Origin of the sequence: Azospirillum sp. TSH20 (assembly GCF_003115935.1) — a bacterium.
In the GTDB taxonomy this organism is placed as follows: domain Bacteria; phylum Pseudomonadota; class Alphaproteobacteria; order Azospirillales; family Azospirillaceae; genus Azospirillum.
In genome coordinates this window covers 16725-27769 of sequence record NZ_LGQU01000202.1, presented here as the reverse complement: position 1 = coordinate 27769, position 11045 = coordinate 16725, and the positions used below count along the sequence as shown (strand labels likewise).

The following is an 11045-nucleotide window of genomic DNA, read 5'->3' as shown; positions in this document are numbered from 1 at the left end:
GTTGCGGATGTGGTCGCTTCTGGCGGCGGAGACGATTTCGGACTGGCGTCTGCTGGGCGGGCTCGGCACCTGCACCGCGACCGAGCGGATCGCCCGCCTGCTCGTCGCGCTGTGCCAACGCCAGCGCCGGGAGTCCGGCGCCTGTGTGGATGACGACTGTGTGGACGAGTTCGCGCTCCCGATCAGCCAGACGGTGATCGCCGACGCGACGGGCCTGACCTCGGTTCATGTCTGCCGGACCTTGAAGGAGATGCGGGCCGCCGGACTGCTGTCGTTCACCAAGGGGCGACTGCGCGTCATGGATTGGCCGCGGTTGGCCGATCTGGCGGAGATGTCCGAGACGCCGGCGCCCCAGTCCGCATTCCCGCCGCCGCCTCCGGTGTTGGAGCCGGACACATGGTGCGGGGGTACCTGGCACAATGCATCCGGCCGATGCCATGGATCATCGCCCATATCATCGCCCATCGGCCCCTCGTGACCAGCTGGCCGTGACCAAATGGCCGTGACCGGGTGGCGCAGGCAAGACCGGCCCACGCCACCCGGTCCGCATCGCCTGAGAAGGCCCGCTCCCTGCAACTCCGCTCCCAGCCGGTCCGCGTCTCAATCGGTGTGCCAATTCACCCTGAGGAGGCACTCGCCCTCGGCGTACTTCCACGTCACTTCACCGTGGTGATGGTGAGCGAGCGCTTCGGCGATGCGCCGGGGCAAGTGAAGATCCGTGGTCGTCACGTCCATCCCGTCGGCGGTGTCTTGGATGTCCATGATCCTGTTGAGCGGATGCTCGGCGGTCTCGAGTTTCTCCTGATGGCGGACCTGCGCCATGATCTCGGCACGATGGGCTTGGACGAAGGCGCCGCTCATCGTCAGGATGCCGGCCGGGATCCGCTCCTCGATGCGCTGGCAGGCCTGGCAGACGGTCTCCGTCGCATCGGCGGGCCTCGCCCCCCACCGCCAGCGACCGTCCTCGTAGACCGCGTGGCAGCGTGAACAGACGCTGGGATCGGCGGGTTTGAGGTCCGATTTGTAGGGGTCGTGCTCCTTCTCCTGGATCAGCCGGTCTCGCCGTTCCGGTTGCAGGCGGCCATCGATGACCGCGCGGCGGTTCTGAGGTTTTTGTCCCATGGCCACGTCCTCCCCGGTGAGCGGAAAGCGGTATACTCGCGCCCAGGCAAAACGCCGCCTTAACCTGGATAAACCCGTTTGCGATTGACCGGAGATTCACCGTCGGGGTCGATCTGGTTAACCTGGATCAAGGTGGGCTGCGATTTTTGGCGCGACGGTACGGAACCTATCCTCCGCTGCAGGAGACGGTTCATGATCAAGCATATACTTGTCCTGCTCGATGGTGACGCCGCCGACGAACGGGCGCTGAACGCCGCCTTTACCCTCGCCAAGCTGTTCCATGGGCATGTTGAGGTCTTCCACGTTCGGCCCGACCCGCGGTTGGCCATTCCGCCGATTGCCGAGGGCTTCTCATCCGACATGCTGGAGCGCCTGATCCGGGAGGCGGAGCAGGCGGACCAGGAACGGGCATCGCACGCAAGGCGCAGCTTCGACGCCGCTGTTGCGAGCGCCGGCATTCACAGCGTCGGCTATCCCGACGCCGACACCGCCATCGCGTCCGGTTCCATCACAGCGACATGGCGCGAAATGGTTGGCCAGCCGGAGGACATTCTCACTCAGCGTGGGCGCTGTGCCGACCTCCTCCTGTTCGCGCAGCCATTCGATGCTCCGGCCAATGTCCTGCGGCTGGAGACGGCATTGTTCGAAACCGGTCAGCCGATCCTGCTGGCGGCACCAGGCATGGATGGAGAGGCGCTTTCATCGATCGCAATCGCCTGGGACGGCAGCCGGCAAGCGGCAAGGGCGATCGCCGGGGCCATGCCGCTCCTGCGGCGGGCGCGGAATGCCACCATACTGACGGTGGACGGAGGCGATGACGTCAATGGTCCGACGGCGCCGATGATCACATGCCTTTCCGACCATCTGGCCTGGCACGGCATCTCCGTGGCGGTCGACGTCCTGCACAAGGACGGCCGCCCGACCGGCGAGTTGCTGACCGGAAGGGCGACGGAGATCGGTGCGGGTCTTCTGGTCATGGGCGGCTACGGACACAGCCGGTTCCGGGAAATGGTCCTGGGCGGCGCAACCCGCCATGTGCTGGGGACCGCTCTCGAATGTTCGGTCCTGATCGCACATTGAGGCGGCCAGCCACTGATAGTCCGGCATGGGAGGCATCGATGACGCACGATGGAATGCTGCTGTTCGATCTGGACCCGCATTGGCGGCATGGCCGCCGGATCGCCACCCATCTGGAGATTCCCGTTTCCCCGCATGAGGAGAGGCGCTTCGAGGATGGCGAAATGAAGGTTCGCCCCTTGATCAGCGTCAGGGACCGCGACGTGTTCGTTGTCCAGTCCCTGCTGGGCGATGCTCATGACAGCGTGCATGACAAGCTCTGGCGGCTCCTGCTTTTCATCGGGGCCCTGAAGGATTCGTCCGCGCGCCGGGTGACGGTGGTGGCCCCCTATCTGGCCTACAGCCGCAAGGACCGCCGCACGAAATCCCGCGACCCTGTGGCAACGCGCCAACTGGCGATCCTGTTCGAGGCGGCCGGTGTCGACCGGGTCGTCACGATGGACGTGCACAATCAGGCCGCATTCGAGAATGCTTTCCGCTGCCGGACCGAGCATCTTCTGGCACGACCCCTTTTTGCCGATCACGTCAAGGCGACGGCGGGGAATGACCCGATTGCCCTGGTTTCCCCCGATGTCGGAGGCATGAAGAGGGTCGAACAGCTTCACGAAACGCTGGAGCACAGCCTTGCCCGGCCGGTCGGTCTGGCCTTCATGGAGAAGACCCGCAGTGCCGGAGTTGTCGGCGGTGGCCAGTTGGTCGGCAACGTGGCTGGCTGCAGAGTGTTGGTTCTCGACGATCTCATTGCGACGGGAACCACCATGCTGCGGGCCGCCGAAGCATGCCGGACGGCGGGAGCCCTTTCGGTGGTGGCACTGGCGACCCACGGCGTGTTCGCGCCAGGTGCCGTCGAGATGCTGCAGTCGCCGGCCTTCGACAGCGTCGTGGTGACCGACACGGTACCGCCCTGGCGATTGGAGGGCGACATAGCGGTTCGAAGACTCACGGTTCTGGACACCACTCCGCTGTTCGCAGAGGCGATCGCCCGCATGCATGCCGGCGGTTCGTTGAGCGATCTTCTTTAGAACAGATGGCGGATCGCCCGACGTGGATGACCATCCGATACAGCGCGCGGATCGAATGCCGGCGGACCAGGACTATCCGCTCGAATTGAAGGTGGAGTTCCTACAGAGGCCCGATGTTTATTTCGATCGCCCCAGCCAGGTCGAAGCGATCGAAACCCGTCTTTCCTGGGTCTTCCTGACCGAGGGACATGCATACAAACTGAAGAAACCACGACGGCTTCCCGAAGTGAACCTGTCGACGGTGGCGTTGCGGCATGCAAATTGTCTGACCGAAATACGGTTGAACCGTCGACTCAGTCCGCTGGTTTATCACGCCGCCCTTTGCCTTGCCCTTCGGCCGGATGGTGGTCTCAGCTTGTGCGAGCGGCCTGGGCCTGCCGATCGTGTCGTCGATTGGGTGGTTTGGATGCAGCGCCTTCCGACCGACCGGCGGATGGACGAATTGATCGGCTCCAACACCTTGCAGACAAGCGACGTCCGGAATCTCGGGATTACGCTGTCGAGATTTTACCGCTTCAGTCGATCCGTTCCGATGCCGGCCGACAGGTACCTAGGCCGATTTGCCCAGGATGTTGAGAAGAACCAGATCGCGGCCAGAACCACACTCCCCAAAGGAATGGCCGACCGGGCAAACAAGGCTGCGATCTGGCAGCGAGGGTTTTTGACAACACAACGCGGGCTGTTGCGGAAGCGGGCGGAAGGCCGGCGGATCATCGAAGCTCATGGCGACCTTCGCCCCGAACACATCTTTTTTACGGTTCCCCTTCAGATCATCGACTGCCTTGAATTCGACCGGGCACTCCGGCTGCTCGATCCCGTTGATGAGCTTTCCTATCTCGGTCTTGAATGCGATCGCCTGGGAGAAGGGTGGATCGCCAGCCATCTTCTGAAGATTTACGAGGCGCGGAGCGGAGACAGGGCCGATCCTCATCTGGTCGCCTTCTATCGCAGTGTCCGCGCCTGTATCCGCATCCGTCTGGCCGCACACCGGCTGGCCGATGCCACTGCCGCCCAACGGAGACGGTGGTTGGAACGCATCGATCAATATCTCACATGCATCGAGAAACATTGACCCTATTCGGCCAGAGGGTCGGAGGTCCGAACAGCGGCATGGATGGGATGCAACTCGCTTGCCCCCCAGATTTCGGTGTGGGCGCAACCGGACGCACGGACGGTGGTCGCCACCCTCATTGCCGCGTCAATCCCTGGAGCGGTGAAGATGTCGAGGAAGTCGTAGGGACCGAGAACGGCAAAGCTGCTTCGCCATTCGACATCCGGACAGTTCTGGCCGATCTGTTCGGCGAGATGCTGCCGGATCTTGTCGGTGGATTTCGGTGGAGCTTTCGTCCCCTGGATAAGCCGTGTCAGCATGATGAATGTGGCCATGGCGTGCCTCTCCATTCCCGTGGCCGCTGGCTGGGAGGTCAGCCGGGCAGCCGAGCTGCGTTCATGACTTTTCTTCGGCTTTCACAATGGACGGCAGAGGAGCGATCCTCGTTAACCGAGATCAAGAGATCGCTCAAAATTGTCTGGCAGCGTCGAGAAGACCGATCACGTCGGAGTCATCCAGTTGGCGGAAGTCGCGGTAGAACGCTCCGATGGACATGAAAGAGGCGGGAGTTTCCAGACAGATGACGGTGTCCGCTGTTTCGGTGAATGCAGCCAGGCTGTCCGCCGGCGCCACCGGAACGGCCAACACGAGCGCCTTCGGACCCTCCTTGCGCACCGCTTGGAGAGCGGCGAGCATGGTGGCACCGGTGGCAATGCCGTCATCGACCAGGATGGCGGTACGGCCGGCTATGGCCGGCTGACGCCGACCTGCGAGATAAGTGGTGCGGCGTCGCTCCAATTCCTTGAGTTGACGACCCGTCTCCTCTTCGAGCCATGAATCGGGCAAAAGGAGGCCGACGTTGGAATTGATCACCGTCTCGATCGCCGCGTTCCCTCCTGCCCCACAACTGGCAATCGCACCGATCGCCAGTTCCGGCTGGTACGGAGCACCGAGTTTGCGGACCAGAACGAGCCCGAGCGGGGCGTGAAGCCTCCTTGCGATCTCCACCGCCACCGCAACACCGCCGCGCGGGAGGGCCAGGACAACGGGCGCCTGATCCCGCAGGGGCGACAGCTTTTCGGCCAGCCGCCTGCCGGCATCGGTCCGGTCCCTGAAAAGGGCCGTGATTCCGTCCCCCCCTTCCATCGCCGGCAAATGGCCCATGTGCCCTCCTCCCGGTGCTTCTTCAGGACAGCGGCTTCAGCCGCGCGCTTCCTCGGGCTTGCCGTCGCGCCGACCCTCGGCACTCGGAAAGCGCCGTTCCCTCGGATGGAAGGGCCGGTCGACCGATGCGCTGGCGGATGCCTGTTCGGCCATGGCGCGGGACATGCCCTGCGCCTGCTCCACCACCGCGGCCGCCTCTTCCGACCAGCGTTTCAGGCGGTCGGCCATCCAGTCGTTCCAGAGAGAGGATCGTTCCGCCGCATCCTCCACCGTTCCCATCCGCTCCACGGTGGACAATGCCGATTGGAGATCGTCCTGGCGATGTTCCAGCCAGTTGCGGCTCATGGTCTCGAAACCGCCGAACAGGTTCGACTGCATGCGCAAGATTGCCTCGGTCCGTTGCAGAAAGTTGGTTTGCAGCAGTGTGTTGGCGGTCCATATTGGAAATGCGCCTTCCAATTGGGGGGAAGCCGGTGTGTTGATCGCGTGGCTCCTCATCGATACTCCTCCTCTTCTGCCCGGCATTTGCCGCCGGCCAGCCCAGGCTGGGCATCGCGGGATTTAGAAGAGAATCTTTTTCTCGGCCCTTAATCCACGTTAAGAACAAGATGGTGCATTCGGACGGGAATACTTCTTTGGAGATTCCGAGGCCGAAATCGGCTGGTCGGTTCGGCCTTCGGCGGATGGGAGTTCAGGAGGACAGGATCACGGACGAGATCTGGACAAAGCCAATCTCCGCCGTCCTGACGGAGTTGGGGACCACGAGCATCGGGTTGGCCCGGACCGAGGCGGCTAGCCGCCGCAGGCGATACGGGTTCAACCGCCCCACGACGCATCACCGCCGGCCGCTGTGGCTGGAGTTCCTGTCGCGTTTCCTCAATCCGCTCGTTCTCATCCTGCTGTTTGCCAGCGCCTTGTCGGCGGCCACCGGCAATCTCACCAGCTTCGTCATCGTCTTCATCCTGGTCATACTCAGCGTCACCCTCGACTTCATCCAGGAGATGCGGGCGGAAAACGCGATCGAGGCTTTGCGCCGGTCCGTCGCCATCCGTGTCCAGGTCCGACGCGATGGTGTCGAGATCTCGGAAGCGGCGGATCTGCTGGTTCCCGGCGACATCGTCCGTCTGGCTGCCGGGGATCTCGTGCCGGCCGATTGCCGTCTCATCGAGGCACGCGACCTGTTCGTCAACCAGGCGACGCTGACCGGAGAACCCTATCCGGTCGAGAAGCACGCCGATGCGCTCTGCCCGTCGGCCGGCGGACCAGCCGAGGCGATCAACACCGTCTTCATGGGGTCCTCCGTCATCAGCGGCAGTGCCACCGCGGTGATTTGCCGGATCGGCGACGCCACCGTCTTCGGCCGGCTGAGCGGCAGCCTGACGGCATCGCCGCCGCCCACCGCCTTCGAACTGGGCATCCGGCAATTCGGGTTTCTGATCCTGCGGCTGACCATCTTCCTGGTCCTGTTCGTTCTGGCGGTGAATGTCCTGTTTCACCGCCCCTGGCTCGAGTCGCTGATGTTCGCCCTCGCCCTGGCGGTCGGGCTGACGCCGGAACTGCTGCCGATGATCGTCACCGTCACGCTGGCGCGCGGTGCGCTGCGCCTGGCCAAGCGCCGGGTGATCGTCAAGCGGCTGGCCGCCATGCACAACATCGGCGCCATGGACGTGCTGTGCACCGACAAGACCGGAACGCTGACCGAGGCCACGATCCGCATGGTCCGTCATCTGGATTGCCTCGGCGCGGAGAGCGAGCGCGTCTTCCGGCTGGCCTACCTGAACAGTCATTTCGAGAGCGGCATCAAGAGCCCCCTCGATGAGGCCGTCATCGCCTTCCGCAAGATGGATGTCACTGGCTGGGAGAAGATCGACGAGGTGCCCTTCGACTTCGAACGGCGCCGCGTCTCGGTTCTCGTCACAGACGGCTCCCGGCCCCTGCTGGTGGTCAAGGGAGCGCCGGAGGACGTGCTGCGGCTGTCCACCCACTATGAAGCCGACGAGGGTGTCGTGAAGCCGCTCGACCCGGCGGCGCGGGCACGGCTGGATGCCCTGTTCCAGACGTTGGGAGAGGACGGCTTTCGGGTGCTGGCCGTCGCCTCGAAGGTGATGGCGGCCGATCACCGGACCGCAACCCTGGGCGACGAATGCGAATTGGACTTCGCCGGCTATGCCGTCTTTCTCGATCCTCCCAAGGCGAGCGCCACCGCGGCGATCGGCGCCTTGGGCGGCGCCGGCGTCGCGGTCAAGGTTCTGACGGGCGACAACGAACGGGTGACGCGGCATGTCTGCGCGGAGCTTGGCCTCGCCATCACCGGCCTCGTCACCGGTGACGACCTGCGCGCGATGAGCGAGGAGGCCCTGCGCGCCCGTCTCGGCGAGGTCAATGTGTATTGCCGGGTGACGCCGCAGCAGAAGGAACGCGTGCTGTTGGCCTACAAGCGGTCCGGCCGCGTGGTCGGGTTCCTCGGCGACGGGATCAACGACGCATCCGCCATCCACGCCGCCGACGTCGGCATCTCGGTGGACAGCGCCGCCGATGTCGCGAAGGAAGCGGCCGGCCTCATCCTGCTCGACCACGACCTGTCGGTGGTGGGCGAGGCGGTGACGGAGGGGCGCCGCACCGTCCACAACGTCACCAAATACGTTCTGATGGGCAGCAGTTCGAATTTCGGCAACATGTTCAGCATGGCGGGCGCCTCCCTGTTCCTGCCGTTCCTGCCGATGCTGCCGACCCAGGTGCTGCTCAACAACCTGCTGTATGACGCGTCGGAAGCCGGCGTTCCGCTCGACAATGTCGAGGCGGACGTGCTGAGCGCCCCGGTACGGTGGGACCTGCAGTTGATCCAGCGCTTCATGCTGGTGTTGGGACCGATCAGTTCGGTGTTCGACTTCCTGACCTTCTATGCCCTGCTTCACCTGTTCGATGCCGACGAAGCGCTCTTCCAGACCGGATGGTTCGTGGAAAGTCTGGCCACGCAGGTGCTGGTGATCTTCGTGATCCGGACCCGCCACGCTCCCTGGCGAAGCCGTCCTCATCCGGTCCTGGCCGGGCTGACACTGGGCGCCGCCACCGTCGGCGCATTGCTTCCCCTCACCCCGGCGGGAACCTTCTTCGGCTTCGTCGCGCCGCCGGCCTCCTTCTACCTGTTCCTGGCGGCGGCGGTCGTCACCTATCTGGCCCTGGTCGAAGCGATCAAGCGGCTGTTCTTCCGCCACACCGCGTTGCATTGGAAGGCACGGCGCCCGCGCTCCAGACCATCCTGGCGAAGCTGATCCTCGCTGTCGCGTCGCCACCAGCCTGCAACACGGCCGTTGTTCGGGGCCGCCGAAGCACGGCTTCGACCGCCTTCTCCGGCGAAACGTCGCGCGGCCTTAATCCAGATAAAGGCGGCCGGCCCCGCCGGGTGCTAACAACCATCGCGTCACAAGGGTAATCCCAAGGGTAAACCAGGAGGATGCCATGAGCATGACTGAAACGAGCGCCGGCGAAAAGCCGAAGGAGCTCAAGACCACCGGCATGGCGGCCAAGGAAGTGGCGGAGCGCAATCGCCATCCGCTTTTCGCCCTGCGCGACGAGTTCGACCGCCTGTTCGACGAAGCGTCGTCCATGCTGCGCTTCCCGTGGAGCCGCCGCCCGATATTCGGCCTGGAGCCGCTGTTGCGCAGCGACGCCGATCTGGAAGCGATCGTGCCCCCGGCGGAAGTGGATGAACGGGAGACCGAATACCGCGTCACCCTGGAAATCCCCGGCATGGACGAGAAGGACGCCGAGGTTTCCATCCAGGACGACATCCTGACCGTCAAGGCCGAGAAGAAGGAGGAGACGGAAGAAAAGGACAAGAACCGCTATTTCTCGGAACGCCGCTATGGACTGTGCGCCCGCACCTTCCGGCTGCCGGCCAACGTGAAGGCGGACGCGATCACGGCCAGCATGAAGAACGGCGTGCTCACCATCGTGCTGCCCAAGAGCGAGCCGAGCAAGCCGACCAGGCGCACCATCGAAATCGCCAAGGTCTGATTTCCCGGCGCCGCCGGCTGCTGTGTCGGGCCGCGACATGGCAGCCGGCGCAAAGCATTTGGGCGGGAGACGGCCATGAACATCCATCCCGGTCCACTGTGCGATGGCGACAATCTTCTGCTTACGGACCTCTACGAGGTCGCGATGGTCGACGCTTACCTCGACCACGGAATGAACGGCACTGCATCATTCGAGCTGTTCGTCCGCACCCTGCCGAACGAACGGAATTTTCTGGTCGCAGCCGGCCTCGAACAGGCGGTTGCCTTCCTGGAGACGGCCAGATTTGCTCCGGACGATCTGGCATGGCTGCGCGACCATGCCCGGTTGTCGAACCGGACCGTCGACTATCTTGGGGACTTCCGCTTCTCGGGGGATGTGGACGCGCTCCCCGAAGGGACGGCCTTTTTCGCCCATGAACCGATCCTGCGCGTGACGGCCAGCCTGCCGGAAGCGCAGATGATGGAAACGCGCCTGATCAACCTGATTCACCTTCAGACCGTCATCGCCTCAAAGGCCGCAAGGCTGGTGTTGGCGGCAGACGGTCGCCCGCTGTTCGACTTCGGTCTGCGCCGGGCACACGGCGCTGAAGCCGGGCTCCTGGCTGCACGAGCCGCATACATCGCGGGCTTCGCCGGAACGGCAACCGCTTTGGCCGGCCGGCGTTTCGGCATTCCGATCGTCGGGACGATGGCGCATTCCTTCGTGCAAGCCCATCGGCAGGAAGCCGACGCATTCATCAACTTCGCCCGTTCACGTCCACGGAATCTGACCCTGCTGCTCGACACCTATGACACCGAGGCGGCAGCCGGGACCGTGGTGTCCCTGGCAGGCAAGCTGGCGGTCGACGGGGTCCATCCGTCTGCCGTCAGGCTGGACAGCGGCGACCTTGCCGCGCTGTCGCGCCGGGTACGTGCGATCCTCGATGCCGGTGGATTGAGCGGGACGCACATCGTGGCGAGCGGTGGATTGGACGAGTATGCGCTCGGGTCGCTTCTGACCGCGAATGCGCCCATCGACAGCTTCGGTATCGGCACCAGCCTGACCACCTCCAGCGACGTGCCCGCGCTCGACTGCGCCTACAAGCTGGTCGAGTATGCCGGGTTGCCTCGGCGCAAGCGCTCGCCCGGCAAAGCGACTTGGCCGGGGCGTAAACAGGTGTTCCGCAGCTACGATGCCGGCGGCCGGATCCGGACGGACCTGCTGTCCGTCGCCGAAGCGCAAGAGCCGGGACGTCCGCTGCTGATCCCGGTAATGCGGAACGGGCGCCGTGTCGGGGCACTGCCGGACCTGACCGCGATTCGTTCCCACGCTGCGGCCGAATTGGCGAGCCTGCCGGAGCCGGTGCGCGACCTGACGCATCATGCGACCATTGAAACCGTCATTTCGCCCGACCTTGAAGCGCTCGCCGAACAGGCCGACAGCATCTGTCAGGTCCGACCGGACCATCCATAACGGCAAGACACCGTATTCGGACATCGGATTTAGGCATCGCATTTCCGGGCGGGTCCTAACCTGGGTTAAACCCAGCCCCCGGACACGGGCGTAACCTGCTGCGCGATACCGCCATCATCAGCACCTGCTCGCCGGGCGGT

Annotated in this window: 11 protein-coding genes; 7 read left to right on the top strand and 4 right to left on the bottom strand. The window is 64.3% G+C overall.

Annotated features, from left to right (window positions below; translation table 11 throughout):
* On the top strand, window positions 1-478 hold a 478-nt coding region (locus tag TSH20_RS34175), incomplete at its 5' end, for a helix-turn-helix domain-containing protein (RefSeq protein WP_146207514.1).
* 122 nt (window positions 479-600) lie between these two features.
* Here TSH20_RS34175 and TSH20_RS34170 read toward each other — a convergent pair.
* Window positions 601-1122: a BCAM0308 family protein gene (locus tag TSH20_RS34170; RefSeq protein WP_109157262.1), complete on the bottom strand. Its 522-nt coding sequence runs from the start codon at window positions 1120-1122 to the stop codon at window positions 601-603.
* Between the two features lie 78 nt (window positions 1123-1200).
* Between TSH20_RS34170 and TSH20_RS34165 the strand changes: the two genes are divergently transcribed.
* From TSH20_RS34165 to TSH20_RS34155, 3 genes are read left to right on the top strand one after another with little or no spacing between them, the layout of a single operon-like run.
* A complete protein-coding gene (locus TSH20_RS34165) occupies window positions 1201-2202 on the top strand; it encodes a universal stress protein (protein WP_146205454.1) in 1002 nt (333 codons plus the stop codon).
* 38 nt (window positions 2203-2240) lie between these two features.
* Window positions 2241-3221, top strand: coding sequence for a ribose-phosphate pyrophosphokinase (locus TSH20_RS34160; RefSeq protein ID WP_109157260.1), 981 nt, complete (start codon window positions 2241-2243; stop codon window positions 3219-3221).
* Between the two features lie 22 nt (window positions 3222-3243).
* The gene (locus TSH20_RS34155; protein ID WP_146205453.1) at window positions 3244-4293 is read left to right on the top strand and encodes a hypothetical protein; all 1050 of its coding nucleotides are present in this window, start codon (window positions 3244-3246) and stop codon (window positions 4291-4293) included.
* Between the two features lie 2 nt (window positions 4294-4295).
* On the opposite strand, the gene TSH20_RS34150 is transcribed toward TSH20_RS34155, so the two are convergent.
* The 3 genes from TSH20_RS34150 to TSH20_RS34140 all read right to left on the bottom strand — a co-directional run bounded on the left by TSH20_RS34150 (window position 4296) and on the right by TSH20_RS34140 (window position 5934).
* Window positions 4296-4607: a GYD domain-containing protein gene (locus TSH20_RS34150; RefSeq protein WP_109157258.1), complete on the bottom strand. Its 312-nt coding sequence runs from the start codon at window positions 4605-4607 to the stop codon at window positions 4296-4298.
* A gap of 133 nt (window positions 4608-4740) precedes the next feature.
* Complete coding sequence (locus TSH20_RS34145; RefSeq protein ID WP_247871614.1) at window positions 4741-5436, bottom strand: phosphoribosyltransferase; 696 nt, start codon at window positions 5434-5436, stop codon at window positions 4741-4743.
* 36 nt (window positions 5437-5472) lie between these two features.
* On the bottom strand, window positions 5473-5934 hold the full coding sequence (locus tag TSH20_RS34140) for a phasin family protein (RefSeq protein ID WP_282183602.1): 462 nt from the start codon (window positions 5932-5934) through the stop codon (window positions 5473-5475).
* A 185-nt stretch (window positions 5935-6119) separates the two neighbouring features.
* Here TSH20_RS34140 and mgtA point away from each other — a divergent pair, with 185 nt between their 5' ends.
* The 3 genes from mgtA (at window position 6120) to TSH20_RS34125 (ending at window position 10905) form a co-directional block, all read left to right on the top strand.
* Window positions 6120-8708 (top strand): magnesium-translocating P-type ATPase, encoded by a 2589-nt coding sequence (gene mgtA / locus TSH20_RS34135; protein WP_109157256.1) that lies wholly within the window; start codon window positions 6120-6122, stop codon window positions 8706-8708.
* Between the two features lie 187 nt (window positions 8709-8895).
* Window positions 8896-9453 carry an Hsp20/alpha crystallin family protein gene (locus TSH20_RS34130; protein ID WP_109157255.1) on the top strand — a complete coding sequence of 186 codons (558 nt, stop codon included), beginning with the start codon at window positions 8896-8898 and terminating at the stop codon, window positions 9451-9453.
* 75 nt (window positions 9454-9528) lie between these two features.
* Entirely contained in the window at window positions 9529-10905 is a 1377-nt protein-coding gene (locus TSH20_RS34125; protein WP_109157254.1) for a nicotinate phosphoribosyltransferase, read from the top strand.
* Window positions 10906-11045: the final 140 nt, after the last annotated feature.

Excerpts from the sequence above, each read along its gene's own strand:
- TSH20_RS34170 (WP_109157262.1), bottom strand. The coding sequence starts at position 1,122 with ATGGGACAAAAACCTCAGAACCGCCGCGCGGTCATCGATGGCCGCCTG.
- TSH20_RS34160 (WP_109157260.1), top strand. The coding sequence starts at position 2,241 with ATGACGCACGATGGAATGCTGCTGTTCGATCTGGACCCGCATTGGCGG.
- TSH20_RS34150 (WP_109157258.1), bottom strand. The coding sequence starts at position 4,607 with ATGGCCACATTCATCATGCTGACACGGCTTATCCAGGGGACGAAAGCT.
- TSH20_RS34145 (WP_247871614.1), bottom strand. The coding sequence starts at position 5,436 with ATGGGCCATTTGCCGGCGATGGAAGGGGGGGACGGAATCACGGCCCTT.
- TSH20_RS34140 (WP_282183602.1), bottom strand. The coding sequence starts at position 5,934 with ATGAGGAGCCACGCGATCAACACACCGGCTTCCCCCCAATTGGAAGGC.
- mgtA (WP_109157256.1), top strand. The coding sequence starts at position 6,120 with ATGGGAGTTCAGGAGGACAGGATCACGGACGAGATCTGGACAAAGCCA.
- TSH20_RS34130 (WP_109157255.1), top strand. The coding sequence starts at position 8,896 with ATGAGCATGACTGAAACGAGCGCCGGCGAAAAGCCGAAGGAGCTCAAG.
- TSH20_RS34125 (WP_109157254.1), top strand. The coding sequence starts at position 9,529 with ATGAACATCCATCCCGGTCCACTGTGCGATGGCGACAATCTTCTGCTT.